Annotated in this window: 29 protein-coding genes; 11 read left to right on the forward strand and 18 right to left on the reverse strand. The window is 60.7% G+C overall.

Going from position 1 to position 26,172, the window contains the following annotated elements; genetic code table 11:
- Positions 1 to 102 precede the first annotated feature (102 nt).
- Positions 103 to 1,182: a porin gene (locus tag AB5Y73_RS16905; protein WP_005355196.1), complete on the reverse strand. Its 1,080-nt coding sequence runs from the start codon at positions 1,180 to 1,182 to the stop codon at positions 103 to 105.
- A gap of 221 nt (positions 1,183 to 1,403) precedes the next feature.
- Between AB5Y73_RS16905 and glpX the strand changes: the two genes are divergently transcribed.
- Together glpX and AB5Y73_RS16915 are read left to right on the forward strand one after the other, a co-directional pair.
- Positions 1,404 to 2,414 carry a class II fructose-bisphosphatase gene (gene glpX / locus AB5Y73_RS16910; protein WP_005336386.1) on the forward strand — a complete coding sequence of 337 codons (1,011 nt, stop codon included), beginning with the start codon at positions 1,404 to 1,406 and terminating at the stop codon, positions 2,412 to 2,414.
- 131 nt (positions 2,415 to 2,545) lie between these two features.
- Entirely contained in the window at positions 2,546 to 2,797 is a 252-nt protein-coding gene (locus AB5Y73_RS16915; protein ID WP_005336384.1) for a YkgJ family cysteine cluster protein, read from the forward strand.
- 70 nt (positions 2,798 to 2,867) lie between these two features.
- Here AB5Y73_RS16915 and AB5Y73_RS16920 read toward each other — a convergent pair whose 3' ends face one another.
- Genes AB5Y73_RS16920 through hemC form a run of 4 tightly spaced genes read right to left on the reverse strand, consistent with a single transcriptional unit; the run spans position 2,868 to position 6,748 of the window.
- Positions 2,868 to 4,031, reverse strand: a complete 1,164-nt coding sequence (locus AB5Y73_RS16920) for a heme biosynthesis HemY N-terminal domain-containing protein (protein ID WP_107684368.1) — start codon at positions 4,029 to 4,031, stop codon at positions 2,868 to 2,870.
- Positions 4,032 to 4,041: 10 nt separating this feature from the next.
- Positions 4,042 to 5,091 (reverse strand): uroporphyrinogen-III C-methyltransferase, encoded by a 1,050-nt coding sequence (locus AB5Y73_RS16925; protein WP_107684367.1) that lies wholly within the window; start codon positions 5,089 to 5,091, stop codon positions 4,042 to 4,044.
- Positions 5,088 to 5,822, reverse strand: coding sequence for a uroporphyrinogen-III synthase (locus tag AB5Y73_RS16930; protein WP_107684366.1), 735 nt, complete (start codon positions 5,820 to 5,822; stop codon positions 5,088 to 5,090). Before AB5Y73_RS16930 ends, AB5Y73_RS16925 begins: the two co-directional genes overlap by 4 nt.
- Positions 5,819 to 6,748, reverse strand: a complete 930-nt coding sequence (gene hemC, locus AB5Y73_RS16935) for a hydroxymethylbilane synthase (protein ID WP_139740585.1) — start codon at positions 6,746 to 6,748, stop codon at positions 5,819 to 5,821. The genes AB5Y73_RS16930 and hemC overlap by 4 nt, the downstream gene beginning before the upstream one ends.
- 323 nt (positions 6,749 to 7,071) lie before the next feature.
- Here hemC and AB5Y73_RS16940 point away from each other — a divergent pair, with 323 nt between their 5' ends.
- The gene (locus AB5Y73_RS16940) at positions 7,072 to 9,591 is read left to right on the forward strand and encodes a class I adenylate cyclase (RefSeq protein WP_107684365.1); all 2,520 of its coding nucleotides are present in this window, start codon (positions 7,072 to 7,074) and stop codon (positions 9,589 to 9,591) included.
- 66 nt (positions 9,592 to 9,657) lie between these two features.
- On the opposite strand, the gene AB5Y73_RS16945 is transcribed toward AB5Y73_RS16940, so the two are convergent.
- Positions 9,658 to 10,311, reverse strand: a complete 654-nt coding sequence (locus AB5Y73_RS16945; protein ID WP_107684364.1) for an alpha/beta hydrolase — start codon at positions 10,309 to 10,311, stop codon at positions 9,658 to 9,660.
- On the reverse strand, positions 10,308 to 10,622 hold the full coding sequence (cyaY, locus tag AB5Y73_RS16950; protein ID WP_040068798.1) for an iron donor protein CyaY: 315 nt from the start codon (positions 10,620 to 10,622) through the stop codon (positions 10,308 to 10,310). Before cyaY ends, AB5Y73_RS16945 begins: the two co-directional genes overlap by 4 nt.
- Before the next feature lie 73 nt (positions 10,623 to 10,695).
- Here cyaY and AB5Y73_RS16955 point away from each other — a divergent pair, with 73 nt between their 5' ends.
- The 6 genes from AB5Y73_RS16955 to AB5Y73_RS16980 all read left to right on the forward strand — a co-directional run bounded on the left by AB5Y73_RS16955 (position 10,696) and on the right by AB5Y73_RS16980 (position 15,656).
- On the forward strand, positions 10,696 to 10,872 hold the full coding sequence (locus AB5Y73_RS16955; RefSeq protein WP_019444858.1) for a lipoprotein: 177 nt from the start codon (positions 10,696 to 10,698) through the stop codon (positions 10,870 to 10,872).
- Positions 10,873 to 10,904: 32 nt separating this feature from the next.
- On the forward strand, positions 10,905 to 12,155 hold the full coding sequence (gene lysA / locus AB5Y73_RS16960) for a diaminopimelate decarboxylase (RefSeq protein ID WP_107684363.1): 1,251 nt from the start codon (positions 10,905 to 10,907) through the stop codon (positions 12,153 to 12,155).
- A 185-nt stretch (positions 12,156 to 12,340) separates the two neighbouring features.
- Positions 12,341 to 13,171 (forward strand): diaminopimelate epimerase, encoded by an 831-nt coding sequence (dapF, locus tag AB5Y73_RS16965; RefSeq protein ID WP_181497018.1) that lies wholly within the window; start codon positions 12,341 to 12,343, stop codon positions 13,169 to 13,171.
- A 91-nt stretch (positions 13,172 to 13,262) separates the two neighbouring features.
- Complete coding sequence (locus AB5Y73_RS16970) at positions 13,263 to 13,943, forward strand: DUF484 family protein (RefSeq protein WP_005336370.1); 681 nt, start codon at positions 13,263 to 13,265, stop codon at positions 13,941 to 13,943.
- Positions 13,936 to 14,913: a tyrosine recombinase XerC gene (xerC, locus tag AB5Y73_RS16975; RefSeq protein WP_107684362.1), complete on the forward strand. Its 978-nt coding sequence runs from the start codon at positions 13,936 to 13,938 to the stop codon at positions 14,911 to 14,913. Before AB5Y73_RS16970 ends, xerC begins: the two co-directional genes overlap by 8 nt.
- A 32-nt stretch (positions 14,914 to 14,945) precedes the next feature.
- A complete protein-coding gene (locus AB5Y73_RS16980) occupies positions 14,946 to 15,656 on the forward strand; it encodes an HAD-IA family hydrolase (RefSeq protein ID WP_107684361.1) in 711 nt (236 codons plus the stop codon).
- A 76-nt stretch (positions 15,657 to 15,732) separates the two neighbouring features.
- On the opposite strand, the gene AB5Y73_RS16985 is transcribed toward AB5Y73_RS16980, so the two are convergent.
- Together AB5Y73_RS16985 and AB5Y73_RS16990 are read right to left on the reverse strand one after the other, a co-directional pair.
- Complete coding sequence (locus AB5Y73_RS16985; protein ID WP_181497019.1) at positions 15,733 to 16,131, reverse strand: STY0301 family protein; 399 nt, start codon at positions 16,129 to 16,131, stop codon at positions 15,733 to 15,735.
- A 45-nt stretch (positions 16,132 to 16,176) separates the two neighbouring features.
- The gene (locus tag AB5Y73_RS16990; RefSeq protein ID WP_064339228.1) at positions 16,177 to 17,703 is read right to left on the reverse strand and encodes a mechanosensitive ion channel family protein; all 1,527 of its coding nucleotides are present in this window, start codon (positions 17,701 to 17,703) and stop codon (positions 16,177 to 16,179) included.
- 145 nt (positions 17,704 to 17,848) lie between these two features.
- On the opposite strand from AB5Y73_RS16990, the gene AB5Y73_RS16995 reads away from it, so the two are divergent.
- Positions 17,849 to 18,232 (forward strand): hypothetical protein, encoded by a 384-nt coding sequence (locus tag AB5Y73_RS16995; protein ID WP_040069030.1) that lies wholly within the window; start codon positions 17,849 to 17,851, stop codon positions 18,230 to 18,232.
- Positions 18,233 to 18,244: 12 nt separating this feature from the next.
- Here AB5Y73_RS16995 and AB5Y73_RS17000 read toward each other — a convergent pair whose 3' ends face one another.
- Positions 18,245 to 19,027, reverse strand: a complete 783-nt coding sequence (locus tag AB5Y73_RS17000; protein ID WP_107684360.1) for a gamma-glutamyl-gamma-aminobutyrate hydrolase family protein — start codon at positions 19,025 to 19,027, stop codon at positions 18,245 to 18,247.
- 396 nt (positions 19,028 to 19,423) lie between these two features.
- A complete protein-coding gene (gene yjgA, locus AB5Y73_RS17005; protein WP_005336359.1) occupies positions 19,424 to 19,948 on the reverse strand; it encodes a ribosome biogenesis factor YjgA in 525 nt (174 codons plus the stop codon).
- 114 nt (positions 19,949 to 20,062) lie between these two features.
- Here yjgA and pmbA point away from each other — a divergent pair, with 114 nt between their 5' ends.
- Positions 20,063 to 21,406 carry a metalloprotease PmbA gene (gene pmbA, locus AB5Y73_RS17010; protein ID WP_107684359.1) on the forward strand — a complete coding sequence of 448 codons (1,344 nt, stop codon included), beginning with the start codon at positions 20,063 to 20,065 and terminating at the stop codon, positions 21,404 to 21,406.
- 87 nt (positions 21,407 to 21,493) lie between these two features.
- Here the strand turns inward: pmbA and murA are convergent, their stop codons facing one another.
- Genes murA through mlaF form a run of 7 tightly spaced genes read right to left on the reverse strand, consistent with a single transcriptional unit; the run spans position 21,494 to position 26,015 of the window.
- Positions 21,494 to 22,750 (reverse strand): UDP-N-acetylglucosamine 1-carboxyvinyltransferase, encoded by a 1,257-nt coding sequence (gene murA / locus AB5Y73_RS17015; RefSeq protein ID WP_005336355.1) that lies wholly within the window; start codon positions 22,748 to 22,750, stop codon positions 21,494 to 21,496.
- A 19-nt stretch (positions 22,751 to 22,769) separates the two neighbouring features.
- A complete protein-coding gene (gene ibaG / locus AB5Y73_RS17020; RefSeq protein ID WP_005306001.1) occupies positions 22,770 to 23,027 on the reverse strand; it encodes a BolA family iron metabolism protein IbaG in 258 nt (85 codons plus the stop codon).
- Complete coding sequence (locus tag AB5Y73_RS17025) at positions 23,027 to 23,299, reverse strand: lipid asymmetry maintenance protein MlaB (RefSeq protein WP_005336352.1); 273 nt, start codon at positions 23,297 to 23,299, stop codon at positions 23,027 to 23,029. Before AB5Y73_RS17025 ends, ibaG begins: the two co-directional genes overlap by 1 nt.
- Positions 23,296 to 23,928, reverse strand: a complete 633-nt coding sequence (locus tag AB5Y73_RS17030; RefSeq protein ID WP_005336350.1) for a phospholipid-binding protein MlaC — start codon at positions 23,926 to 23,928, stop codon at positions 23,296 to 23,298. Before AB5Y73_RS17030 ends, AB5Y73_RS17025 begins: the two co-directional genes overlap by 4 nt.
- A 2-nt stretch (positions 23,929 to 23,930) precedes the next feature.
- The gene (mlaD, locus tag AB5Y73_RS17035) at positions 23,931 to 24,428 is read right to left on the reverse strand and encodes an outer membrane lipid asymmetry maintenance protein MlaD (protein WP_005336348.1); all 498 of its coding nucleotides are present in this window, start codon (positions 24,426 to 24,428) and stop codon (positions 23,931 to 23,933) included.
- A gap of 7 nt (positions 24,429 to 24,435) precedes the next feature.
- Complete coding sequence (mlaE, locus tag AB5Y73_RS17040) at positions 24,436 to 25,215, reverse strand: lipid asymmetry maintenance ABC transporter permease subunit MlaE (protein WP_005336345.1); 780 nt, start codon at positions 25,213 to 25,215, stop codon at positions 24,436 to 24,438.
- A complete protein-coding gene (gene mlaF / locus AB5Y73_RS17045; RefSeq protein ID WP_005336343.1) occupies positions 25,215 to 26,015 on the reverse strand; it encodes a phospholipid ABC transporter ATP-binding protein MlaF in 801 nt (266 codons plus the stop codon). Before mlaF ends, mlaE begins: the two co-directional genes overlap by 1 nt.
- Positions 26,016 to 26,172: the final 157 nt, after the last annotated feature.

Raw genomic sequence — 26,172 nt, forward strand, 5'->3', positions numbered from 1 at the left:
ACATCTACTGTTGAGCCTAGGCTACTTTATCCGGTCGTGAACGACGCCCAGCAAAAAGCGCGATGGCAAGCCATCGCGCTTTGGGGATCCGCAAAACCTCGATTAGAAGTCGTAGCGGGCAGCCAGCTGGAAGTCATCCTTGTTGGCAGTCGCTTTGCCGGCAACGCTGTCCAGATTGTTGATGCGGTACTCGCCAATCACCCGCAGGTTCTTGTTGAATTTGTACTGGGCACCCAGGGTGTAGTAGTCAATGGCATCGGTTTTCTTGCCGCCAGTGACTTCCTGCTCCTGTTTGTTCCACAGGGCCATCAGACCGAAGCCGTTTTCGAAGTTGTAGCCCAGCGCCGCTTCCCAGCCGGTATGGTCGGTGCCACTTTGGACAAAGTCAGAGCCATCGGCATAGCTCAGAGCTGCATAGGCCGCCTTGTTGTCGAACTTGGCAGAGATCAGCCACAGTTTGGCGTCTTCGGTATTCTTTTCCTGACGTTGGCCAACGTTGTAGGCGGTACCCAAAGACAGATTGAACGGGAAGGTGTAAGCCACGGCTGCACCATAGGCTGGGTCAGCTGCGGAGGTCTTGTTGCTGCTCTTGTCTTCTTCTTGGCCGCCATCAAATTTGTAGCTGGCATCAAACTGGAAGCCATTGAACAGGCCGGAATACTTCAACACGGAACCTGCGCGGTTGGTGGCGAAGGTGTCAGTCTTGGCGCCCAGCGCTTCGTTGCCGTAGCCGTCGGAGAGGGAGACATCAGTCCAGTCGGCCAGGAAGCCCGGGGCCCCTTTCTGGCGACCGAAAGTCACAGTCCCCCAGTCAGCGCCGACACCGGCAAAGGCCAGACGGGTGCGCAGGTTGTCTGTGCTTCCATCTTTACCCAAGGTCTTTTCGCTGTCGTTGATGTACATCTGCACTTCGTACTGGGCCAGCGCCTTCAGACCGCTCTGGATCTGGGTCTCGGCCTTGGCACCGAAACGGACAAACTGGTTTGCCCCTTGCTTGGCGCTGTAATCCTTGGTGCCATTCGGATTGGCAGTATCGACGTTTTCTTTCTTGTCGCCGAAGAATTGGCCAGCGTAGATACGGCCATAGAGATCCAGCATGGAGGTGTCATTTTTGTACACTTCAACGGCTTGAGCCTGGAAGGCTGCGGTGAGAGCCAGTGCCACTACAGTCAGCTTTTTCATCTTAATCCCTTGTGGTGTTGCAAGCTTTTGTTTTGAAAACGGGCTCATGCTAGGCAGCGGGGATGACAGCGGGGTGACAGTTGGATGAAGAGTCGATGGCAATTGGGTTGCAATTGGATGAATTGGCTACATTCTTGCTCGCAGCGGCTACTTTTGTGCGCAAAGGTTTGCCCTTGTGGTAGAATGCCGCCCGTTTTCGAGCTCCATAGGTTGGATATGCGATGAGACGTGAACTGGCAATCGAGTTTTCCCGAGTGACGGAAGCGGCTGCACTGGCTGGCTACAAGTGGCTCGGACGTGGTGACAAGAATATCGCTGATGGGGCGGCCGTAGCGGCCATGCGCCACATTCTCAACCAGATCGAGATCGATGGTGAGATTGTGATCGGCGAAGGTGAAATTGATGAAGCGCCGATGCTCTATATCGGCGAGAAGGTCGGTACCGGACACGGCGACGCGGTGGATATCGCGGTCGATCCCATCGAGGGTACCCGCATGACAGCCATGGGTCAGGCCAACGCGCTGGCCGTGCTGGCGGTGGGCGACAAGGGTTCTTTCCTGAAAGCGCCTGACATGTACATGGAAAAGCTGATCGTCGGGCCCAAGGCCAAAGGCGCCATCGACCTGGATCAGGCTCTCGAGCTGAACCTGAAGTCCGTGGCCAAGGCGCTGGGCAAGCCGCTCTCCCGTCTGACCGTCATTACCCTGGCCAAGCCGCGCCATGACAAGGCGATCAAGGAGATGCAGGGGCTGGGCGTGCGGGTGTTCGCCATTCCTGATGGTGACGTTGCCGCCTCCATCCTCACCTGTCTGCCGGACAGCGAAGTCGACATGCTGTATGGCATCGGCGGCGCACCGGAAGGGGTGATCTCCGCGGCGGTGATCCGCGCGCTGGATGGCGACATGCAGGCCCGTTTGGTGCCGCGTCACCGCGTCAAGGGCGACAGCCCGGAAGTGCGTGCGCTGGGCGAGCAGGAAATTGCCCGCTGCGAAGCGCTGGGCATCGATGTCAACAAGGTGCTCAAGCTGGAAGACATGGCGAAGAATGACAACGTCATCTTCTCCGCCACCGGCATCACCAAGGGTGATCTGCTGGATGGCATCACCAGCGATGGCGTGATGGCGACCACCGAGACTCTGTTGATCCGTGGTAAATCCCGTACCATTCGTCGTATCAAGTCGATCCATTATCTTGAGCGCAAAGACAGCGTGGTTCGCGATATCATCCTGTGATGATGGCTCGCTGAACCGGCTGTGTCTGAAGCCCGATCGCCCGTGCGGTCGGGCTTTTTGTTGTGCGCCAGCTACGTTTGTGCCGTCGCTTCGGCTATGGTGGCTCAGACCGTCCCAAAGGAGTGGAGTCTATGGAGTGTCGTAGCGGCTGCGCTGCCTGTTGCATCGCCCCCAGTATCAGCAGTGCCATTCCCGGTATGCCAGATGGCAAGCCGGCTGGCGTCCCCTGTATCCAGCTCGATAGCGCCCTCGGCTGCAAGATTTTCGGTCAACCGGAGCGGCCGGCGGTGTGTGGCGGTTTTCGCCCCATGATGGATGTGTGCGGCAGCCACCGCGCCGAGGCCATCTGGCTGATCGGCGAGCTGGAGCGGCTCACCACCTGACGAGGGCAGGGCGAAGCGATAAAAAAAGAGGCCGCATCATGCGGCCTCTCGCGTTTCTGTTTGCCGGGGATCAGACTCCCGCCAGCTCCAGTGCCTGACGATAGTACTCGTTGGCCTTGTTCGTAAGGCGGCGTTTGTCCATCAGCTGGCCGAGGGCGTGGTAGGCAGCGGCGCTCGGCGCCCGCTCCACCTCCTGCTCCAGCAGCTTCTGGGCATCGTCCAGTTGGCCTGCCAGCAGATAGAGCTGGGCCAGTGCGGTGTCTACTTCCGGTTGCCCCTGCTGCTTTTGCAGCAGCGCCAGCAGCGGCTGGTAGCTGTCGAGTTTCAGCTTGGGCAGGCGAGCCAGCAGCTGCGGCATCGGCTGTTTGCGCAGCGCCTCCTGCCACAGGGTGGCGGCTTCGCCGTCGGCACCCAGCTGGCGCAGCAGATCGCCGTAGCAGGCCAGCAGTTCCGGCTCGAGGCGCAGCTTGCGCGGCAGATCCTGCCATACCGCCTTGAGGGTCTCGAGGCTGCCGGCAGCCTGTTGCAGGCGACCACACCAGGCCTGTTGCAGCAGATCTTCTTCCTGTTTCGGGGTCAGCTTGCCCACCTTGTGCAGCGCCGGGATCAGGTCGCACAAGGAGCTCCAGTCCTGACGGGCCAGATGTACCTGACGCAGCTGATCCAGCACCATGGGGTGGCGCGGGTTGAGGGCGTAGACCGACTCCAGCATCGCCAGCGCGGTATCGTACTGGCCCTGCTCGATCTGCAACTGGGTCTGGGTCAGGGTGAGCGCCAGCTCGGCTTTGGGGTTCTCCTCCTGCGCTTTTTGCAGGTATTGATCCCGGCGGGCGTCGTCACCACGGGCCTGTGCCGCCTTGGCGGCGCTCAGGTAGTTGAGCAGCGGGGTGTCGCTGTTGCTGGCCCCCTTGATCATCAGCTTTTCAGCCTGACTGTAGTGCCCTTCGGCCATTGCCAGGGTGGCGGCGACGGTCTGTTGATTGGCCTTGCGGCGGCGGCGCGAGCCGTACCAGCCGAGGGTCTTGCGGCGCAGGCCGAATACCCGACCCAGCAGCCACTCGACGATCAGCAGGGCGCCGTAGAACAGCACGGCCAGGATCACCGCGCTGGTGACGGAAGATTCGATGGTGTAATTGCCAAGGGCAATCAGCACATAGCCCTTGTTACCGGAGGCTTGCGGGCCAAAGATCAGCCCTGCGACCATCACGGCAACCAGAATGATTATACGGATCATGGTGCCCTCCTCAGCTGCTGGCCAGAATGCGTTGCAGGCGTTCGGTCAGCACCTGCTCCAGCATCGCCTGGGTCTTGAACTGGGCCGGATAGTCGATCTGGATCTGCTCACCCTTGAGCTTGTCGATCTCGCCCTGCATGTAGCGGGTGGCGCTGTTGTCGGTGTCGAAATACTGGGTCAGCCAGCGCTGGGCCTTGTCCAGGCTGTCTTCGTAGAGCGCCTGCTGCTCGCGATAGACGGAGAGCTGGGCCTGCAACAGCTTGGTCTTGAGGTTTTCACGCAGGAAGATCTCCTGCTGCGGCGAGAGCAGCGCCTCGACCGCGCCATCGCGGCGACGGATGGTGACGAAGTTCTCGGTGAACTTGACCCAGTTCTTCTTCAGGTTGCTCTCCCACTCGTCGGGATTGGCGCTGACAGCCTGATCCGGCTCGGCCTTGGCTTCCGGCATGCTGACGGTGGAGAGGGGCAGCAGCTCGATCTGGTCGGACAGCGCCGCCAGCTTGAGGGTCAGCCCCTCGCGGTCGATGCGCGGCATCCCCTTGAGCTTGGCGATATCTTCGGCCAGTGCCTTGCGGATCGGCATCAGGCTGGGGTCGTTGAGGGCGGCGATCCGCTCGTCGGCATTGCCGAGCAGGGTGATGGCGGAGACAAGGTCATGCTCCAGCCACAGTTTGCGGCCCGCCATCCGTACCAGATATTCGGATTCGGCCAGCATCCAGTCGTTGGGGCGCTTGTCATTCAGGTCCAGTACCCGGTTCTGCAGACCCTGCATCTCCCCCTGCAGCCGCTGCTGGGTTTGATCCAGCGCAGCCAGCTGCTCGGCATCCTTGCTGCTGGTCTGGTCGATCTTGCTCAGGGCGTTCGCCAGCTGTTGCTTGAGCTGGGTCAGTTCGGCCTGCTGGGCCACGGCATTCTTGTGACCGTGCAGATAGAGACCGCCGGTCAGGCCAAGGGCCAGCAGGATGGCAACCCCTCCCAGTACGGCACCGGAGCGGCTCTTGCTGCCATTGACCGCAGCGGTCGGCTGGGGTTTGACCTGGGATTCTTGTTGTTCTGTCATTCCATCTTCCTCAGTTCCAGTGCGGCCGTCAGGGCCTGGTTGGATGCACCTTGGGCAATCGTGATATGGATAAAGCCCGCGGAGTGGGCCATCTCGGCCACGCGCGGGCTGGGGACCACCAGCAGGCGGTCAAAAAGCCAGGGCTGCTGGCTGGTGGGAACCAGCTCCAGCAGCCGTTGCAGCAGTTCACCACTGGTAATGAGCAGGCTGTCCAGCCCCGCTGCCTGCCAGTGGCGGGTCAATGTCTCCCCGTCTAGATCGGGGTAGTGGCGCTCATAGGCCGCACAATAGTGCACCAGAGCACCGCGTGAGGCCAGCGTGGTGGCGATGAGATCCCGCCCGCCATTGCCGCGCAGGATCAGTACCCGTTTGCCTGCTACCTGCTGCAGGGCGGGCAGGGCCAGCAGCCCTTCGCTGCGCGGGTCATCCGGGCAGCTTGCCGTGATGCCTATGGCTGCAAACGCATCTGCGCTGGCCTGACCCACCGCAAAGTACTCAATATGTGGCCAGGTCTGACCAGTTTGCAACAGAAAATCGTGTGCAAAATGAACGGCATGAATGCTGACGGCAATAACCGCGTCAGCACTGCGCAGCAGGTCGGGCAGGAGAGGGAGTTCGCTGCCCGCCACGGTTTCCAGCAGCGGGCAGCAGAGTGGTGCATGGCCGTGCTGGCGCAACAACTGCACCAGATCGGCGGCCTGAATGGCCGGACGCACCACCAGCGGGGTCATGCGCGGTAGACCTCGGCCAGGATCTCGTCGGCACCGGCGGCCAGCAGGCGCTGGGCCAACTGCTCGCCGAGGGCCTCACCATCGGCCAGCGGGCCGCGGATCTCGTCACGGATTACCTGGCTGCCATCCGGGCTGCCCACCAGACCGCGCAGCCAGATCTGCTCGCCTTCGACCAGTGCGTAGGCACCGATAGGCACCTGACATCCCCCTTGCAGAGCGCGGTTCATGGCTCGCTCGGTCAACACCCTGGCGCGGGTCTCGGCGTGCTCCAGCGGCGCCAGCAGAGCGTGCAGCTCAACGTCGTCGAGGCGGCATTCTATACCGACGGCGCCCTGACCGTTGGCTGGCAGGCTCTGTTCCGGCTCGATAAAGGCGGTGATGCGGTGCGCCATCTCCAGTCGTTTCAGACCAGCGGCGGCGAGGATGATGGCGTCGTATTCACCGGCATCCAGCTTGGCGAGGCGAGTGTTGACGTTGCCACGCAGGTCGCGGATCACCAGATCCGGGCGGGCGGCGCGCAGCTGGCACTGGCGGCGCAGGCTGGAGGTGCCGACAACGGCCCCTTGCGGCAGTTCGGCAATGGCCTTGAAACGATTGGAGACGAAGGCATCGCGGGGATCTTCCCGTTCGCAGATGGTGTGCAGGCCGAGCCCCTCGGGGAACTCCACCGGCACGTCTTTCATGGAGTGAACGGCGATATCGGCCCGCCCTTCCAGCATGGCGGTCTCCAGCTCCTTGACGAACAACCCCTTGCCACCAACCTTGGCCAGCGGGGTATCGAGGATCTTGTCACCCTGAGTGCTCATGGGCACCAGTTCGACCTGCAACTGCGGGTGCAGGGCTTCGAGCCGGTCTTTGACAAAGTTGGCCTGCCACAGGGCCAGCGGGCTCTTGCGAGTGGCAATTTTCAGGGTTCGGGCTGCCATATCAATCAGTTGTTTCATTTTTAGAAGGAAATCGATATTACCACCCTTTGCTCGGGCTTTCATGGCGGAGCCGGCAAAAGCGGGGCCAAGCTCAAAAATGCATGCTGAAAATGATTTTCATTAAGCAAGAGGTGTTGATTAATTCATTGAATGTATTGGAATTTAATGATTTCCCCTGATACTTGATGTGGTCATACCAGAAATAATCTGGCGTTTAGCTGAAGGCTTGTTTACCACCGCTGTTTGCATTGTTAACATGATCACACTTTTTTGACGTATCCCCCTTTTGGTGCGTCATTTTCACTTAGGTGATAGGCAGGGCATTGCAGGAACACATCGATACGCTGGTTGCGCGTTATGACGACATTACCCGTCTCAAGACGCAACGGGCGTTAGGCCTCATGAGTCGCTATGGGCAGCAGGTATTCCAACTGCTGCCTGTCATGCTGCACTTCAATCATCCCCTGCTGCCCGGTTATGTCTCCGGTGATGTCCCTCATGGCATCTGGAGCTTCAGCGCCACCGCCGAGCAGCAAGCCTTTATCGATGACCTCTGTCGCAACGCCAACTGTCAGAGTGGTCTTGCCACCCATGATCGGGCCATTCAGGGGCTCTACTCCATGGGCAGCACCTCCTCCATCGGTCAATGCTGTCACTCTGATCTCGATATCTGGGTCTGCCACGTGGCCGGTTTGTCGCAGGAGCGGCTCGATCTGCTGGAGCTGAAATGCCAGCAACTCTCCAAGTGGGCCGAACAGCGCGGGGTCGATCTCAACTTCTTCCTTATTCCGGAAGACAAGTTCCGCCAGACCAACGATGCCCAGATGCAGGGGGAGAGCTGCGGCAGTGCCCAGCACCTGCTGCTGCTCGACGAGTTCTACCGCAGTGCCATGCGTATCGCGGGCAAACGCTTGATCTGGTATCTGGTGCCCACCGAGTGTGATGATCACTACGATGCGTATGTGAACGAGCTGTTCGAGAGTGGCAAGCTCAATCAGGACGACTGGCTCGATCTCGGCAGTTTTGACCGTATTCCGGCCGAAGAGTATTTCGGCTCCGCCCTGTGGCAGCTCTACAAGGGGATCGACTCCCCCTACAAGGCGGTGCTCAAGTCGGTGCTGATGGAGGCCTACTCCCACGAGTATCCCAACACCCGCCTGCTGTCGATGATTGGTCGCGACTGGTTCCAGCACAACGAGGGGATGCACTACCGGCTCGACAACTACTGTCTGATGCTGGACAAGGTGACCAACTACCTCAAGTCCATCGGCGACATGGCGCGGCTCGATCTGGTGCGCCGCTGCTTCTACCTCAAGGTGTGCGACGGTCTCAGCCATCCCAAGGATGATCACTCCCCCGAATGGCGTCGCGAGCAGATGAGCCAGCTGGTCTCCTACTGGGGCTGGAGTCAGGACAAACTTTATCAACTCGATCATCGCCATGAGTGGAAGATCGAAGAGGTGAAGATCGCTCACGCCGAGCTGCTGGAAGCCCTGATGCAGAGCTACCGCAACCTGATCCAGTTCGCCCGCCGCAACAACATCAGCGAGTCGATCAACCCGGAAGATATCGGCATTCTGTCGCGCAAACTCTACGCCGCGTTCGAGAGCCTGCCGGGCAAGGTGCAGCGGGTGAACCTCAAGATCGCGCCGGATCTGAGCGAGCCGGATCTCAGCTTCGTGCAGGTGCCGCATGGTCGCCTCAACCGCGCCGGCTGGTATCTCTACAAACATTCGCTGGAGCCGGTGGACATCATTGGCCGCGCGCCGCTGGAGTTCAACGGCTACATCAGCAAGCTGGTCTCCTGGGCCTACTTCAACGATCTGCTGACGCCCCAGTCGCGGGTGCACCTGTTCAATCAGGGCTCGGATCTGCACATCGACAATCTGCACCAGTTCTGCCGCGATCTCTCCGGCTGCTTCCCCGAGAAGTACCCGCTCGCTACCAACCTGGCCCTCAGTCGGCCGTGCGAGATACGCCAGCTCTCCATCTTCCTCAATCTGGAGATGGACCCGACCAGCCATTGGGTCGGTCAGGTGATCGAATTCGACGCCAATACCGTGGATGTATTTTCGTTTGGTCGCAATCAGGAGTGTCTGGTCGGTTCGGTGGATCTGGTCTATCGCAACTCCTGGAGCGAGATCCGCACCCTCCATTTTCAGGGGGACGAGGCCGTGGTCGATGCCCTCACCACCATCCTCGGAAAGATGCATCAGGATGCCGCCGCCCCCGAGATGATCGAGGTGTTCTGCTACAGCCAGCACTTCCGCTCTCTGGTGCGCTCCCGCTTCCAGACGCTGGTGGCGGAGTGTATCGATCTGCGCCTGGCCCGCGACAAGCAGCAGCTGGTCAAGACCATGGCGCTCGGTAAGGAGAAGTACGGCATCTTCTTTGAGCGGCGCGGGGTGTCGGTGAAGAAGCTGGAGAACGCCATCGATTTTTACCGCCACATCTCCCACAACAAGCTGGATCACCTGCCGCTGCGGCTCGACAAGACCCACAGCCAGCATCTGCCGAGTATCGTCGATGCCTACGCCAGCGAAGGGCTGGTGCAGTTCTTCTTCGATACCCGGGATGCGGGCACCAACATCTATATCCTCGATGAGGCGAACCGGGTCGAGATCTACCAGCACTTTGCCGGCAACAAGGATGAGCTGGTGGCGGGGGTCAACCGCTTCTACACCTCCAATCACGAGCGGTTCAGCGATGATGGGCAGTTCATCAACTTCAACCTGCCGCAGTACTACGAGATAGTACAAGTGAATGGTGAGCTGGATGTGATCCCCTATCGCAGTCAGGGCACTCTGCGCGAACAGGTGCCGCCCGCTCGAGAAGTGGGCTGACCCGTCAGTTGGTATCGCCATAAAAAACGGCCTGCAGATGCAGGCCGTTTGCTTTGCCGGAAGGGCTCACGCGCCGAGGCGGGCCAGCAGCCAGCTGCGAATGTCGCCGAGCTGCGGACGGCAGATCTCGTGGCGCATCGGGTACTCGTGCCACTCGGGGGCGAGCCCGGCAGCTTCAAGCCGGTTCTTGGCATCCCAACCGAGCGACAGGCTCACCACATCGTCATAGATGCCGTGCATGTAGCAGATGGGCAGGGTGCGAGCAGCCTCGCTCATCTCGCCGAGCAATTTGTCGGGGGCCGCTAGATAGGTGGACATGCAGAGCAGGCCCGCCAGCGTTGCCTGATAGCGCAGCGCGGTGAAGGAGGCAATTACCCCGCCCTGAGAGAAGCCCGCCAGCACGATATGCTCGGGGGCAAACCCCTCGGCCACCAGCTGATCGAGCAATGCGGCAATCTGGTCGGCCGATTCCCGCACATGGGGCTCCACGGCCCGCTCGGCGGGATCCTCGAAGCTCTTGATGTCGTACCAGCCGCGCATCTTGTAGCCCATGTTGATGGTGATGGGGCGCTCGGGGGCATCCGGCAGCAGGTGACGCACCGGCAGCTCGGCGGGCAGATCCAGCGCGTCCACCAGTGGGGCGAGACCTGCGCCGGAATCACCCAGCCCGTGTAGCCAGATCACCGCGTGACGGGCGCCCTGCGGGTGCAGGTCGATCATGGGAACACCACCTCTTCGCCCGCCTGGGCGGAGCAGGATTGGCTCAGCAGCGCCTTGAGCTCGTGGCCGAAGCGGTTGTCGATCCAGGTGTCACCCTGCAGTTCGAAGTGGAAGCCGTTCTCGCGGGTGGCGACCCAAATCTGGTGCAGTGGCTCCTGCTTGTTGATGATGACCTTGGTCTTGTTCTCGAAAGAGAGGGTCAATACGCCGCCGCTGCGTTCGCAGTCGATATCCGGATACCCCTCGTCGAGCGTGTCTTCCACATATTGGAAAAAGGCGTCTGTCAGGGCGTGATACTCGTGATCCTTCATCGGTTTATCCTGTTGCTTTTAACAATGTGAGTGCGATTATAGAGGGCCAAAAATTTTTTCGCAGCGAACCATTATGATCACTCAGTTCACCAAGTGTCTGCTTGCCACTCTTCTGTCCCTCGGGTTGGCCGCGTGCGGTCTGAAGGGGCCTCTCTATATGCCGCCCCCCGAGCAGCCACAGAGCCAGAGTACACCGCAAGCAGCACCGCCTGCGACCACTGAGGCTGCCACCGAGGCCGCGCCGCACTAATGCCGCACCCATTCTAGGAAGGAACCGCCCCCTTGGATCACTTTAACTACGACGCCGACGGCCAGCTTCAGGCCGAGCAAACCCCGCTGCAACAGCTTGCCGAGCAGTACGGTACCCCGCTTTACGTCTACTCCCGTGCGACCCTCGAACGTCACTGGCACGCCTTCGACAAGGCCGCTGGCGATATTCCCCATCTGATCTGCTATGCGGTGAAGGCCAACTCCAATCTGGCGCTGCTCAACCTGCTGGCCCGTCTGGGCTCGGGGTTTGACATCGTCTCCGGTGGCGAGCTGTCGCGGGTACTGGCAGCGGGCGGTGATCCGGCCAAAGTGGTCTTCTCCGGGGTGGCCAAGAGCGAGGCCGAGATGCGCCTCGCGCTGGATAAAGAGATCCTCTGTTTCAATCTGGAGTCGGAAGCCGAGCTGGAGCGCCTCAATCGGGTGGCGGGCAGCATGGGCAAGAAGGCTCGCGTCTCGGTGCGGGTCAATCCGGATATCGATGCCGGTACTCACCCCTATATCTCCACTGGCCTCAAGCAGAACAAGTTCGGCATTCCCATTGAGCTGGCGCCCGCCATCTATCGCAAGGCGGCCGCGATGGCGAACATCGAGATCGTCGGGGTGGATTGCCATATCGGCTCGCAACTCACTGAATTGAATCCCTTTATGGAAGCGGCTGACAAGTTGCTGCGGCTGATCGACGGTCTGGCGGCGGAAGGGATTCATATCCACCATCTGGACGTGGGCGGTGGCCTTGGGGTCAACTACGGTTCCGAGCAGCCACCCCATCCGACCGAGTATGCCGAAGCGCTGAAGCAGAAGCTGGCGGGCCGGGATCTGACCCTGCTGTTCGAGCCGGGCCGCGCCATCGTCGCCAATGCCGGCGTGCTGCTGACCCGGGTCGAGTACCTGAAGCCGGGCGAGACCCGCAACTTCGCGCTGATCGATGCCGGCATGAACGACATGCTGCGCCCTTCGCTCTACGGCGCCTGGATGAACATCATCGAGGTGGATAGCCGTGCCGGTCATGCTCCCGCGCTCTATGACGTGGTGGGCCCGGTGTGCGAGACCGGCGACTTCCTCGGCAAGGAGCGCACCCTGGCCATTGCCGAGGGCTCCCTGCTGGCGGTGCGTTCGGCCGGAGCCTACGGCTTTACCATGTCATCCAACTACAACACCCGTCCCCGTGCCGCCGAAGTGCTGGTGGATGGTGCCGAGGCGCACCTGATCCGCGAGCGGGAGCAGTTGGCCGATCTCTGGCGCGGTGAGCACCTGCTGCCCTGATGGCGCAGGCTGAGACAATGATTTCATAACGGTTGACGGTGAGTTTTTACAGCCCTAACAGCACAGGAATGCACGATGTTGACAGATTGTTTCAGGATGCATGGGGCTTTGGACAACGACTTCATGGCGCTTGGCGACCCTTGGTTCGGTGAATTTTTACAGCCCTAACAGCACAGGAATGCACGATGTTGATAGATTTTTCCAAGATGCATGGCTTGGGCAACGACTTCATGGTGGTGGATGGCGTCACCCAGAAGGTATTTTTCAGCAATGACGTCATCAAGAAGCTGGCAGATCGCCACTTCGGGATCGGGTTTGACCAGCTGCTGCTGGTGGAGCCGCCCTATGACCCTGAACTCGACTTTCACTATCGCATTTTCAATGCCGATGGCAGCGAGGTGGAGCAGTGTGGCAACGGTGCCCGCTGTTTTGCCCGTTTCGTGCGTCTCAAGGGGCTGATCAACCGGGATCGCATCGCGGTCAGTACCGCCCGGGGTCGCATCGTGTTGCAGCTGGAGGGGGAGAATCAGGTCACGGTCAACATGGGTGTTCCCCAGTTTGAGCCGGGCAAAATCCCGTTCCGGGCCCAGAAGGCAGAGAAAACTTATCTGCTGCGGGCGCAGGAGCATACCGTGATGTGTGGCGTGGTCTCCATGGGCAATCCCCACTGCGTCATCGAGGTGCCTTCGGTCGCCGATGCACCGGTCGAGACGCTCGGAGCCATCATGGAGCGCCACGAGCGTTTCCCCGAGCGGGTCAATGTCGGTTTCATGGAGATGGTCAATGCCACCGAGATCAAGCTGCGGGTGTTCGAGCGGGGCTGTGGCGAGACCCTGGCCTGCGGCACCGGTGCCTGTGCGGCGGCAGTGATTGGCATCAGTCAGGGCAAGTTCAAGGAGCGGGTCACCGTCAGTCTGCCGGGCGGCAAGCTGACCATCGCCTGGAAGGGGCCGGGTCAGCCGGTCTATATGACAGGTCCCGCCGAGCATGTGTTTGACGGCCAGATAGAGGTTTAGCCGATAAAAGTTCAGGTACGGGGGGCGTTGGCCCCCTTTGCCCATGATGTCGGGGCAGCGAGCCCCATTTCTCTTATGGATCAACCAATTTATGAGCGAACTCAAACGGCAGGAGCAATCGGTGGATGAAGCCACTGTGCTGGAGTACCTGGCCCGTTATCCCGAGTTTTTCCAACGCCATGCCGCCGTGCTGGACCGGATCCGCATTCCCCATGAACGCAAAGGGTCGGTCTCGCTGGTCGAGCGCCAGCTGGAGCGCCAGCGCGAGCGGATCGAACAGCTGGAGCAGGAGATCACCGAATTGATGGGGATCGCCAGCGAGAACGAGCGGATCTTCAGGGTCTATGCCGATCTCTACGGCGAGCTGTACGGTTGCCAGACCCTGTTCGAGGTGAGTGCCGTGATGGGCAAGGCCTTTGTCCAGCGACTGCGCCTGACCGGGCTGCGACTCTGGCTCAATCCCAAGAAGTTTGCCCTGAGCGGGCCCGAGCAGCGTTTTCTGGCGCAGGGCAAGCAGCTCGAATCCCTGCTGGGTCAGCGTTTGCCGGGGCAGGATTACTACTTTGGCCGCCTGAGCCAGAGCGAGAAGCAGGCACTGTTTGGCCACGATGTGCTAGTCAACTCGGTGGCCCTGATGCGGCTCGGCGATCTCGGTGTGCTGGCCTTCGCCAGCTCGGATCCCGGCCACTTTACTCCCCATAACGACACCCTGCTGCTGGGCCAACTGGGGCGCCTGCTGCAACTGCGTCTGCCCGAGTTGACTCATGGCTAGAACATCGGCCAGGGCACCCGCCAAAGCTCCCGTCGTCGCACCGCCACTGCCTGCGGCACTGGCGGACGAGCTGGCGGCCTTTATCGAATACCTGAGGGTCGAGCGTCAGCTCAGCCCTCATACCCGCAATAACTATCAAGCCCATCTGGAGGCGATGACCGCCGAGCTGGTGGCCCTCGGGCTCACTGATTGGGGTCGGCTCGAGGCGAGTCAGGTGCGCACTCTGGTGACCCGGATGCACAAGGGGGGCCTTGCTCCTCGTTCCCTTTCCACCAAGGTCTCGGCCCTGCGCAGCTTTTGCGACTGGCAGGTGCGGCAGGGGCGGCTGACCGCCAATCCGGCCCGTGGCATCGTCACCCCCAAACAGGGGCGGCCGCTGCCGAAAAACCTCGATGTGGACGAGATGCACCAGCTGCTCAACATCACCGACGAGCAGGATCCGCTGGCGGTGCGGGATCGCGCCATCATGGAGCTGATGTACTCCTCAGGGCTGCGTCTGGCCGAGCTGGTGGGGATCAATCTGGTGGATCTGAAGCTCGACGACCGTCAGCTCAAGGTGACCGGCAAGGGCTCACGGGAGCGGGTGCTGCCCATCGGCCGGATGGCGGTCGAGTGGCTGCAGAAGTGGCTCAAGGTGCGCCCGCTGCTGGCTGGGGATGAGAGCGAGGCGCTGTTTGTCTCCAGCCGCAAGCAGCGGCTGTCGGCCCGCTCGGTGCAGGCCCGCCTCGATGGCTGGGGCAACAAGCAGGCGCTCAACTCCCACGTCCATCCCCACAAGCTGCGCCACAGCTTCGCCACCCATATGCTGGAGTCTTCCGGCGATCTCCGGGCGGTGCAGGAGCTGCTGGGACATGCCGACCTCTCTACCACCCAGATTTATACCCACCTCGACTTCCAGCATCTGGCCAAGGTTTACGACAGTGCCCACCCCAGGGCCAAGCGTGACCCGGATGCGCAGGACGATGAATAACGGGCCCTGAGCCCCGTTGCAGAGGAGAGTCCATGCACTTCTATCGCCGCTGGCAGCCGGTTGCTGCCATCTCGTTTGACCTCGATGACACCCTCTATGACAACGGCCCCGCCATCGTACGGGCCGAGCAGTGGATGCTGAGCCATCTGCGCAGCGAATATCTGGCTACCGCCATGCTCGACAAGCCGCGCTGGCTGGAACTCAAGCGCAGTGTGCTGAACGGTTCCCCCGAGCTGCGCCACGATGTCAGCCTGGCGCGCCAGCAGACCATCCGCGCCGCTATGGTGGCGGGGGGCATGGCCGACCAGCAGGCCAGTCGCGAGGCGGAGCAGGTATTTGCTGCGTTTCTGGCAGAGCGCTCGAAGATCGAGGTGAGCGAGTCCACTCATCAGCTGCTGGCCAGACTGGCCGAACGCTACCCGCTGGTGGTCATCACCAACGGCAATCTGGATCTGGCGCAGGCAGGGCTGGATCGCTACTTCACGCTGGTCTGCAAGGCGGGGGCGGGCGCCAGGATGAAACCGGCGCCGGATATGTTTGAGCAGACCCGCAGCGCCCTCAAGCTGCCAGCGGGGCGGATCCTCCATGTGGGGGATCATCCCGAGACCGATGTACTGGGTGCCCGTCTGCATGGCTTTCGCGCCGCCTGGCTCAACGAACGGCAGCAACCGTGGCAACAGCTGCAACTGTTGCCGGACGTGGAGCTGACGGCACTGGAGGAGCTGGCCGAGCTGCTGCTCTGATAGCGCTGGCGGGTGGCCACGCTCAGGCGGTAATGGCTGTCAGCGAATAGCGATATATGGCAAGGGGTTACGCCCGCTATTTGCGACAAACCAACCCGAGCAGGGTGTAGCGATCGCGCTGGTTGACGCGGCAGTAGCTGATGCCGACGGGCAGCGCCTGCTGCAGGGTGATGGCGCTGTTCTGATAGCGGCAGACCAGATAGAGCGGGCGCAGGCTGCTATCGAGCTGGCTCCAGTAGTGGGTCTCGTCGCTGTCGCCATTATCCGGTTTGAGTTGGGCCAGCTCGGCAGGATCTCCGTCGAACAGGGCCAGATTATCGAGCCGGTGACTGAGGGTTTCGTCCGGTTTGCCATCGTCATTGCGGGTGAACGCCTGCCAGCCCTGCTGCGGGGTCAGCAGCTGCTGTCGAGTCTCGATGGTGGCGGGACAATCAAATTGCAGGCTGGTGGCAAGGGCCAGGGTAGTCAGTAACATGGCTGCGGTTCTCTCTTCACGTCCTCAATACGATGCCATGCTACGTCATCTTCCGCCGAACAGCTTCATCAGCTTATCAAGCAGATCAAGCTGTTGTGGTGGTTGCTTCATGGCTTCCGCCTCCCGCTCCAGCAGCGCCTGCTGCTCCTGCTGGCGGTCGCTCAGCACCCGGTAGAGGGGCTCGACCAGCGCCTCACGCTGCATCACCAGTTCCTGAAACATTGCCTGATTGATGCGATAGGTTTCGACGGTGGCCACCGCCCGTACCGTGAAGGAGCTGGGCTCGCCGGTGAGCAGGCTCAGTTCGCCAAAGAAGTCTCCCGCGTTGAGCGTACCAAGCTTCAGCTCTCGTCCCTCGACATTGACCACCATCTCGGCTTCCCCTTTGACCAGCACGAACAGCCAGCTGGAGACATCTCCCTGCTCCAGCATGATGTCGCCGCTGACGAAGGGGGCGAACTTCACCTGATCGGCCAGCTGAAGCAGCTCATTCTCCTGCAACATGGCAAACAGCGGCAGCTTGCGCAGGGTATCGGTTCGTTCGGCGGTGTGGCGCTTGTGGCGGGCATCCAGATGCTGCTTCTCCTTGGCCATAAAGACGTTGAAGATCGGCGGGGTGAGGCGGCGATCGTTGCGACGCAGGGCGGCATCGATCAGGCTGCGCACCATGGAGTCGGTCGGATCGTCGCGAGCCAGGTCAGTGAGCCAGTAGCGCACCGCATAGCGGGCAATCCCTCCTTCGACGTTCATCAGCAGGCAGTCCGGTTGTGGATGCTTGGCGACGCAGGGGAGCTTGGTCTCCCGCAGGGATTTCTCGATCAGCGCGATGATCTGGGTCGGCAGGGTATCCAGGGTCAGATCGAACCAGACCCAGCGCCGCCACTGCAAGGGTTCGCCACGGCGACGCCCGAGCACGGTGAAGCGCTGTTTAAGCAGGTGGCTGTTGGGGATGACGACTGTCTCCCAGTTGCGGGTCTCGATGGTGGTAGCACGCCAGTTGATCTCCACCACCCGGCCCTGGGTGGTGTCGACTTGCAGCCAGTCACCGATGGCGATGGAGTTGTCGAGCTGAATGGAGACCCCGGCCAGCAGGTTGCCCAGGGTGTCCTGCATGGCGAAGGCGATGACCGCTGTGATCACCGCCGAGGTGGTGACTATCTCTCCGAGCGCCATGCCGGAGGCGTAGAGGCGAAACAGACCCCAGCCGATATAGCCGATGGTGATGACGATATCGGCGATGATCCGCGGGATCCGCACATGGCAGAGGGGGAGCAGAAACTCGAACAGCAGGATCCCCCATATCTTGACCAGTATCAGGCCAGCCAGCAGGGTGGAGATCTCGATCAGCAATTGATGGGGCAGCGGCAGTTTGAACCAGCCCCCTTCCAGCTGGATCAGCAGGATCACCACCGCGCTAATCATCACGAAACTGAGCTCGGAGAGCAGCTCCCGTCGCTGTCCCGGACGGCGCCAGAAGTGGAGCAGCATCAGGGATAGGGTGAGCAGGGTCCAGAACGGGTGTTCGCCAATCCAGATCAGCGTCGGTAGCGCGGTGAGGTTTTCGCCAGCCATAGCAGCACCTTATTGTGGTTTTATTTCCAGCATAGCTGCTACGGCGCGGGGAAATGGTGCGTTGGGGCGGCAATTTATTTATCCTGTGCAGAACCGGGCAAAGGAGTGCGATTGAGTGAAATTTTCAAAGAAAATCATCTGTTTGATGGCCCTGTTGCCATTGGCTGGCTGCGACCTGCTGGCCGAGAAGTATCGGGTCGAATTCCGGGATGGCTCCTGGCGTGAAATAGCCATTACCCCCTTCTCCAGCGAGGCACGCTGGCGCGAGGGGTGTGCCACCGGCGAGGTGCTGAGCGACATGAAGGTGCCCATCAAGCGGGGTGACACGGTCAATGGCCGCGAGCAGTTGCTGATTGGCGGCGAGAAGTTCGAGCTGGATGACAACAACCTCTACCGCAGCAACGGTATGGTGTTTGGCCATTCGCCTGACCATATCCAGCGCGGGCTCAAGGGGATGGATATCTGCCGCACCTTGCGCCCCGAGCGGGGCGGACTGCCCAAGCTCAAGGCGCGCGGGTTTGGCGACTGAATCGATGAGGGATTAACTAGCCGCCATCAATGCACAACGCTGGCGGCAGGCATCGCCAAAGGCTTGAAAGATCTTGATGGAGTGGGGGTTTTCATTGGCTTTCCACTCCGGATGCCACTGCACTGCCAGCAAAAAGGGTGACAGTGCGGGAGCATGAAGTGCCTCGATCAGCCCATCTTCTGCGTGGGCCAACGGCTCCAGACCCTTCCCCAACCGGTTGATGCCCTGCCCATGCAGGGAGTTGACCGGAATCTGTTCTTCCCCCATCAGTTCGGCAAACCAGCTGCCCGGTAGCAGTTTGATCTGATGGCTCGGCCCATACTGCTCGTCGACCGGATCGTCGGCATCCTCCCGGTGATCGTCATAACCCGGCTCGTTATAGACCTTCTGATGGATGTCTCCCCCCAGCGCCACGTTGATCTCCTGCATGCCGCGGCAGATACCGAGGATCGGCAAGCCACGGGCGAGCGCCCCCTTGATGAGGGGCAGATCGAACAAATCGCGATCCCTGTCTTGCTGTTTTTCTGGCGTGAGGTTCTCCTGGCCGTAGAGGGCCGGATCGATGTTGGAACCGGCGCCGCTCAGATAGATGCCGTCAGCCAGATCCAGATACTGCTCCAGATCGGTGGTGCCGCAGCAGGTGGGAACCAGCAGCGGGACGCAGCCGCTTATCTCCACCAGCGGCATGATGTATTTGTGGGTCATCACCTGATAGGCGTGGCCGTTGCGGGGCTGGGCGCCCATGGTCATCAGCACGACAGGTTTACGGGTGGCGGGAGGCTGGGGATTTGGCATAGGGCACCTTGATTATCCTTGGCGTTGAAGTCTCATCCTGCGCCTTGGGCAGGCCCTTGCAAACCGTCAGGGCAAGGGCATGCCTCAAGGCATGGTCATGGGATCCCACGTCGGGCCGGGTGACAGAATCGTTGGTCAGCCTGGGCAGCGACAGCCTGGATCCTCTCTTCAGTCTGCCAAGGCCGTTCAATATGTCAAACAAAATGATACCAAATTGTTAACGTGTCTGTTTTGGTCTGCTCTGAAGCGGCGATTTAACGGGGCTGTTGAGATGGGCCGTTATAGCTGGGGTAGCAAAATGGTGGATATATTAAACGCGCAGGGATGGCGGGGGATGTGGAGAGGAAAAGGCATCAATAGAAGCACGCCTCCCCGAGGGGAGGCGTGTTTCGGGGATCACAGCAGGTCTTCGATCTCGCCGCGCAGATACTGGTACATCTCGCGGTAGGCGACCGGCGGCTTGTTCAGCTCCCGCTCCTTGTTGGCGGAGCGGATCAGCTGGCGCAGCTTCTGGCGATCCAGCTCGTGGAACTGGGACATCAGCTCGTTGAGGGCGCTGTCACCTTCGGTGATCAGGCGCTCGCGCCACTGCTCCAGGCGATGCAGGCGCGCATTCACGGTGGAGTGACGGTTCTTGATGATGGAGAGCGCTTCGGCAATCGGCTCGATATCGCGGCTGCGCATCAGGCGGCCGATGAACTGCAGATGGCGACGGAAGGACTCATCCTTCTTCGGCTTGAGTTTGCGCCCCAGCTCTACCGCTTCGGCCAGCTCTTCATCCAGCGGGATCTTCTCCAGCTCGCTGTGGCTGAGGGAGACGATCTCTTCCCCCATTTTCTGCAATGCTTCGGCATCGCGCTTGAGCTGGCTCTTGCTGGGGCCCCAGTCTTCGAACTCGTTGTCGTCTTGATATTGACTCATCGGTCTCTTGATTCCTGTCATTCACGTTTGGCGGATATGTTACCAGCTTCTCCCGCTGGGCGCAGGGGTCTGATATGCTTACCCCCCTTTCCTTCTTTCATACAGATGTGAGTTATGGATCAGCAAGACCAAATCCGCCAGGATCAAGCCCATCTCGAGGCCGTGGTTGCCGAAGCCCTGGAGATAGCCAAAGGACTGGGCGCCTCGCTGGCCGAAGTCTCCATCAGCAAGCAGACCGGGTTGTCGGTGAACACCCGGGGTTGTGAACTGGAAAGCATTGAATTCAATAAGGATGGCGCCCTCGGTATCGCCGTCTATCGCGATGGTTGCAAGGGATCTTCCTCGACCACCGATCTGAGCAAACCCGCCATTCGTGCCGCCGTTGAAGCGGCCATCGAGATTGCCCGCCACACCTCGGCCGATGATTGCGCCGGTCTGGCGGACGCCGAGCTGCTGGCCTGGGATGCCCCCGATCTGCAACTGTGCCACCAAATCGAACTGGATCCCCAGCGCGGCATCGAACTGGCCATCGAGTGCGAGCGGCTGGCGCTTGGTCGCGATGCCCGTATCAAGCACTCCGACGGCGCCGGTTTCTCCAGCCATCTTGGCATCAAGGTTTATGGCAACAGCCACGGCTTCGTCAAAGGCTACGCGGCGTCGCGCAACTCACTGAGCTGCGTGCTGATCGGCGAGCAGGATGGCGATATGCAGCGTGATTACGGCTACTCCTCCAGCCGTACCCTCGACGGGCTCTGGAGCCCGCAGCGCATCGCCGACGAAGCCGTTGAGCGTACCGTCTCCCGCCTCGGCGCCCGCAAGATCTCTACCCGCCATGCCCCTGTGCTGTTCCACCCGGACACTGCCTCCGGCCTGTGGGGCCATCTGGTAATGGCCATCAGTGGTGGCAACCTCTATCGCAAGTCGAGCTTCCTGCTCGACAAGTTGGGCAAGCAGATCCTGCCCGAGTGGCTCACTATTCAGGAGTTCCCCCACCTGTTGGGCGGGCTCGCCAGTACCCCGTTCGATGGGGAAGGGGTGCGTACCCGCGACATGGATATCATCCGCAACGGCGAGCTGATGAGCTGGCTGCTTACCTCCTACTCTGCGCGCAAGCTGGGGTTGACCACCACGGGTCACGCCGGTGGCATCCACAACTGGCAGGTCTCCAATACCGGCCAGGATTTTCCGGGCATGCTGAGAGAGATGGGCACCGGCCTGCTGGTGACAGAGCTGATGGGGCAGGGGGTCAATATCGTCAATGGCGACTACTCCCGCGGCGCCGCCGGTTTCTGGGTCGAGAATGGCGAAATAGCCTATCCGGTCGAGGAGATCACCATCGCCGGCAATCTGGCCGAGATGTTCAGCCATATCGTGGCGGTAGGTCGTGACGAGGATGAGCGATCCAGTCTCAAGACTGGCTCGGTGCTGGTGGAGAATATGAAGCTGGCGGGCCACTGATCCCGGTTTCAATAGAACCGAAACCATGAAAAAGGCCCCCTCGCCAACGCGAGGGGGCCTTTTTATCGGCCAGCGATCAGGGGGCTATCAGCCCTTGATGCGCTCGATGCGGCCACCCAGACCCTGCAGCTTCTGTTCAATGTCTTCGTAGCCACGGTCGATGTGATAGATACGGTCGACGATGGTGGAGCCTTCGGCCACGAAGCCGGCCAGCACCAGACTGGCGGAGGCGCGCAGATCGGTCGCCATCACCTGGGCACCCTTGAGTTGCTCGGTGTCACGGCAGATGGCTACGTTGCCCTGCAGTTCGATGTCTGCGCCCATCCGTACCAGCTCGGGAACGTGCATGAAGCGGTTCTCGAAGATGGTCTCGGTGACCATGCCGGTGCCTTTGGCGACAGCGTTCAGCACAGTGAACTGTGCCTGCATGTCGGTCGGGAAGGCCGGGTAGGGGGCAGTCTTGATGGTGACTGGCTTGAGGGTGCGGCCAGTCATGTCGAGGGTGATCCAGTCTTCACCCTTCTCAATCAGGGCGCCAGCCTCCTCCAGTTTGACCAGAACCGCTTCCAGCAGGGTCGGGTCGGTCTTGCGGCAGGTGATCTTGCCGCCGGTGACCGCTGCGCCCACCAGGAAGGTACCGGTTTCGATGCGGTCAGGCTGCACACTGTAGTTGCCGCCGTGCAGACGCTCGACACCGTCGATGGTCAGGGTGTCGGTGCCCGCGCCCTGGATCTTGGCGCCCAGGGTGTTGAGGAAGTTGGCCAGATCGACCACTTCCGGCTCGCGCGCGGCGTTTTCGATCACGGTGCGGCCATCAGCCAGGGTGGCGGCCATCATCAGGTTTTCGGTACCGGTCACGGAGACCATATCCATCAGGATGTGGGCGCCTTTCAGGCGACCATCGACACGGGCCTTGATGTAACCATCTTCGATGGTGATCTTGGCACCCATCAGCTCCAGGCCGTGGACGTGCAGGTTGACAGGACGGGCACCGATAGCGCAACCGCCTGGCAGGGAGACATCAGCCGCGCCGAAACGGGCGGCCAGCGGGCCCAGCGCCAGAATGGAGGCGCGCATGGTCTTCACCAGCTCGTAGGGGGCGACATGGTTGTTCACCGCACCGGTCAGCACGGTGACGTTGCCGTTGACCTTGGTGGTGGCGCCCAGCATCTCCAGCAGCTTGATGGTGGTGCCCACATCTTTCAGGCGCGGCACGTTGGAGAGGTGTACCTCTTCATCACAGAGCAGGGTCGCGAACAGGATCGGCAGCGCGGCGTTTTTGGCGCCGGAGATGGTCACTTCGCCGTTGAGAGTACAACGACCATCGATTTTGAATTTGTCCATTTTTTACTTCGTTACCAAATCAGGAGGGCAATAGGAATTTACGTTCGCGTTTCCACTCGGCGTCGGTGAACGCCTTGATGGAGAGGGCGTGAATGGCGTTGCTGGCGATCTTGTCCATCAGCGGGGCATAGATGGCCTGCTGCTTCTTGACCCTGCTCATGCCGTCAAACATGTCACCGACGGCGATCACTTGGTAGTGACTACCGTCCCCTTTGACATGGACTTCGGACAATGGCAGAGCCTCAAGGAGTATCGCTTCAATTTCAGAGACTTGCATTATGCGTCCTCAGTTGTGAGCGGGGTTGATTGAAACAGCCCGGCCACCCCGTAGAGGTTGGCCAGGGTATAGAAATCACTGGAGGCGCCCACCAGTTGCGGTGTGGCGCCTCGCGCTAATACGGCTTTGGCCCATTTGACCAGCAGGGCCAGTCCGGCGGAGTCGAGGGTGGTGACGCCGCCGAGCTCGAGCTGGTCGTCCTGCCACCATTCGGCGCGGCGTTGCCACAGGTCATTGACCTGTGGCGCCTGCAGCTCACCGCTGAGAGTCATGGTTTGAGTACCAGCGGCTTGGCGTTGTGTTCGCGCAACTGGGCGATCACCGCATCAATGCCGTTCTGGCGAATGAGGCCGCCCAGCTCGCTCTGCTTGGCGGAGAGCAGGCTGATCCCCTCGGCTACCATGTCAAAGGCTTTCCACTCGCCGGTCTTGTTGTTCTTGCGCAGTTTGAACTCGAGGAAGATGTCCGGCTTGCCGGCCTCTTTCACGCTGACGTTGACGGCGGTGATGTTGCCGCTGGGGGCTTTGCCCGGCTCGACCTTGACGGTCTGCTTGTCAAAATGGGCCAGCGCATCGGCGTAGGAGCTCACCATGTACTCGGTGAACACCTCGACGAAGGCATTGCGCTGCGCTTCGGTGGTCTCTTTAATCTGGTTGCCAAGCACCTTGTAGGCGGCGAAGCGGTTGTCCACATAGGGCAGCAGCTCTTCGCGGATGATCACCCGCAGGTGATCCGGATTGCTCTTCACCTGGGCCTGATCGGCTTTCAGGCGGGCAAAGGTCTGCTTGGCAGCCTGATCCACCAGCGCGTTGGGGTCGGTGGCATCGACTGCGGCCTGGGCAGACAGGGAAAAGAGCATGCTGGTCATCAGACCCAGCAGCAGGGCGATTTTCTTGAACATGGTTACTCCTTCTTGCTGTCTGATTTGCTGTCGGAGGATTGGCTGTAGAGGAACTTGCCAATCAGATCTTCCAGCACGATGGCGGATTTGGTGTCTTCAATCAGGTCGCCATCCTTGAGCATCTCGGTGCCCATCTCCTCATCGCTGAAACCGGGGGCCAGACCGATGTATTGCTCGCCGAGCAGACCGGAGGTGAGGATGGAGAGGGAGCTGGTATCGGCGAACTCGCCAGCGCTCTTTTGCATCATCAGGGTGACTTCGGGCACTTGGGTTTTCGGGTCCAGTACGATGTCGCTGACCCGACCGACCACCACGCCGCCGACCTTGACCGGCGAACGGACTTTCAGGCCGCCGATATTATCGAAATGCGCGCGCAGGGTATAGGTTTCTCCTTCCGGTTTGAAGCTCAAACCGGCCACTTGCAGGGCCAGTGCCAGAATGGCACCGATGCCAGCCAGCATGAAGGTGCCGACCAGGAATTCTACTTTGCTGAACTTCATCTTTACCTTATCCAAACATGACTGCAGTGAGTATAAAATCCAGGCCGAGCACGGCGAGGGATGAGTGGACCACGGTACGGGTCGTGGCCTGACTGATCCCGGCCGAGGTCGGCTTGGCATCATAGCCGTTAAAGAGCGCAATCCAGGTGACCACCAGGGCGAAAATCAGGCTCTTGATGGCGCCCTGCATGATGTCTTCATGCCAGTCGACGGAGGCCTGCATGGCAGACCAGAAGCCCCCTTCGTCCACGCCGAGCCAGTCCACACCGACCAGCTTGCCGCCGAAGATGCCGATCAGGCTGAACATAAAGGCCAGCAGCGGCATGCTGATGACGCCAGCCCAGAAGCGGGGAGCAACCACCCGGCGTAGCGGGTCGACCGCCATCATCTCGAGGCTTGAAAGCTGCTCTGTGGCCTTCATCAGGCCGATTTCAGCGGTCAGGGCCGAACCGGCACGGCCGGCAAACAGCAGCGCCGTGACCACAGGGCCCAGCTCCCGAAGCAGGGAGAGGGAAACCAGCGGCCCCAGACTCTGCTCGGCGCCGAAATCCTTCAATACGTTGTAACCCTGCAGCGAGAGCACCATGCCGATGAACAGGCCTGAGACCAGAATGATGGCCACCGACTGTACGCCCACCACATACAACTGCTGGACAAGCAGCGGGAAGTGCTTGCGCGGCTCGGGTTTGCCCGCCAGCGCATGGAACAACATGATGGTGGCGCGACCGACGGAGCTGATAAACCGCACTCCGACCCGCCCCAGCTTGCTTATTTGACTTATCAACATCAGAGATCCTGTAGCAGATCGCCTGCCGGAAAATGAAACGGAACAGGACCATCGGGCAATCCTTTGAGGAACTGCTCGACTTCGGGATTGTGCTCCTCGCGCAACTGGTCCGGCGTGCCGTGCGCCACCACCTTGCGATTGGCAATGATGTAGGCGTAATCGGCGATGCTCAGCACCTCTTTCACGTCGTGGGTGACGATGACGGAGGTGATACCGAGGGCATCGTTCAGCTCCTTGATCAGCTTGACCAGCACCGCCATGGTGATGGGGTCCTGCCCGACGAACGGCTCGTCATACATGATGAGGTCGGGGTCAAGGGCAATGGCCCGTGCCAGCGCCGCCCGGCGCGCCATGCCGCCGGAGAGCTCGGAGGGCATCAGTTTCGCCGCGCCGCGCAAGCCCACTGCCTGCAGCTTCATCATGACGATGGTGTGGATCAGCTCCTCCGGCAGGCCGGAGTGTTCCCGCAGCGGGAAGGCCACGTTGTCGTAGACCGTCATGCCGGTAAACAGGGCGCCGCTCTGGAACAGCATGCTCATCCGCTTGCGCACTTCATAGAGGCGCGAACGGGAGAGGGTGGGGATATCTTCCCCGTCAAACAGAATGTGACCGGACTCCGGCTTGAGCTGGCCACCGATCAGCCGCAGCAGGGTGGTTTTACCGATGCCGCTCGGGCCCATGACGGCGGTTACCTTGCCACGAGGAATGGTTAGGTTGATCCCGTCATACAACAGCCGATCTCCGTGACTGAAGGTCAGGTCGGAGATGGTGATCAGGTCATTGTTCAAACAATTGTCCATCCGGTGTAAATGAGGTGCGAATTTTATGGGGTAGTCTAGGTCTAAGCAACAGCAAGGAACAACTATTGAACAGGCTGCAAGCCCATTTGCACGACAGTTTTCTGTAACAAAGTGCGTCATTGAGAGCGGGACTTGCCATCCGATTCGCTTATCCGGA

It is taken from the genome of Aeromonas sp. s7(2024) (assembly GCF_040907825.1).
Taxonomy (GTDB): Bacteria; Pseudomonadota; Gammaproteobacteria; order Enterobacterales; family Aeromonadaceae; genus Aeromonas; species Aeromonas veronii.

Coding starts and splice junctions, on each gene's coding strand:
- AB5Y73_RS16905 (WP_005355196.1), bottom strand. CDS start 1,182: ATGAAAAAGCTGACTGTAGTGGCACTGGCTCTCACCGCAGCCTTCCAG.
- glpX (WP_005336386.1), top strand. CDS start 1,404: ATGAGACGTGAACTGGCAATCGAGTTTTCCCGAGTGACGGAAGCGGCT.
- AB5Y73_RS16915 (WP_005336384.1), top strand. CDS start 2,546: ATGGAGTGTCGTAGCGGCTGCGCTGCCTGTTGCATCGCCCCCAGTATC.
- AB5Y73_RS16920 (WP_107684368.1), bottom strand. CDS start 4,031: ATGATCCGTATAATCATTCTGGTTGCCGTGATGGTCGCAGGGCTGATC.
- AB5Y73_RS16925 (WP_107684367.1), bottom strand. CDS start 5,091: ATGACAGAACAACAAGAATCCCAGGTCAAACCCCAGCCGACCGCTGCG.
- AB5Y73_RS16930 (WP_107684366.1), bottom strand. CDS start 5,822: ATGACCCCGCTGGTGGTGCGTCCGGCCATTCAGGCCGCCGATCTGGTG.
- hemC (WP_139740585.1), bottom strand. CDS start 6,748: ATGGCAGCCCGAACCCTGAAAATTGCCACTCGCAAGAGCCCGCTGGCC.
- AB5Y73_RS16945 (WP_107684364.1), bottom strand. CDS start 10,311: ATGATCGACCTGCACCCGCAGGGCGCCCGTCACGCGGTGATCTGGCTA.
- cyaY (WP_040068798.1), bottom strand. CDS start 10,622: ATGAAGGATCACGAGTATCACGCCCTGACAGACGCCTTTTTCCAATAT.
- AB5Y73_RS16955 (WP_019444858.1), top strand. CDS start 10,696: ATGATCACTCAGTTCACCAAGTGTCTGCTTGCCACTCTTCTGTCCCTC.
- dapF (WP_181497018.1), top strand. CDS start 12,341: ATGTTGATAGATTTTTCCAAGATGCATGGCTTGGGCAACGACTTCATG.
- AB5Y73_RS16970 (WP_005336370.1), top strand. CDS start 13,263: ATGAGCGAACTCAAACGGCAGGAGCAATCGGTGGATGAAGCCACTGTG.
- xerC (WP_107684362.1), top strand. CDS start 13,936: ATGGCTAGAACATCGGCCAGGGCACCCGCCAAAGCTCCCGTCGTCGCA.
- AB5Y73_RS16980 (WP_107684361.1), top strand. CDS start 14,946: ATGCACTTCTATCGCCGCTGGCAGCCGGTTGCTGCCATCTCGTTTGAC.
- AB5Y73_RS16985 (WP_181497019.1), bottom strand. CDS start 16,131: ATGTTACTGACTACCCTGGCCCTTGCCACCAGCCTGCAATTTGATTGT.
- AB5Y73_RS16990 (WP_064339228.1), bottom strand. CDS start 17,703: ATGGCTGGCGAAAACCTCACCGCGCTACCGACGCTGATCTGGATTGGC.
- AB5Y73_RS16995 (WP_040069030.1), top strand. CDS start 17,849: ATGGCCCTGTTGCCATTGGCTGGCTGCGACCTGCTGGCCGAGAAGTAT.
- AB5Y73_RS17000 (WP_107684360.1), bottom strand. CDS start 19,027: ATGCCAAATCCCCAGCCTCCCGCCACCCGTAAACCTGTCGTGCTGATG.
- yjgA (WP_005336359.1), bottom strand. CDS start 19,948: ATGAGTCAATATCAAGACGACAACGAGTTCGAAGACTGGGGCCCCAGC.
- pmbA (WP_107684359.1), top strand. CDS start 20,063: ATGGATCAGCAAGACCAAATCCGCCAGGATCAAGCCCATCTCGAGGCC.
- murA (WP_005336355.1), bottom strand. CDS start 22,750: ATGGACAAATTCAAAATCGATGGTCGTTGTACTCTCAACGGCGAAGTG.
- ibaG (WP_005306001.1), bottom strand. CDS start 23,027: ATGCAAGTCTCTGAAATTGAAGCGATACTCCTTGAGGCTCTGCCATTG.
- AB5Y73_RS17025 (WP_005336352.1), bottom strand. CDS start 23,299: ATGACTCTCAGCGGTGAGCTGCAGGCGCCACAGGTCAATGACCTGTGG.
- AB5Y73_RS17030 (WP_005336350.1), bottom strand. CDS start 23,928: ATGTTCAAGAAAATCGCCCTGCTGCTGGGTCTGATGACCAGCATGCTC.
- mlaD (WP_005336348.1), bottom strand. CDS start 24,428: ATGAAGTTCAGCAAAGTAGAATTCCTGGTCGGCACCTTCATGCTGGCT.
- mlaE (WP_005336345.1), bottom strand. CDS start 25,215: ATGTTGATAAGTCAAATAAGCAAGCTGGGGCGGGTCGGAGTGCGGTTT.
- mlaF (WP_005336343.1), bottom strand. CDS start 26,015: ATGGACAATTGTTTGAACAATGACCTGATCACCATCTCCGACCTGACC.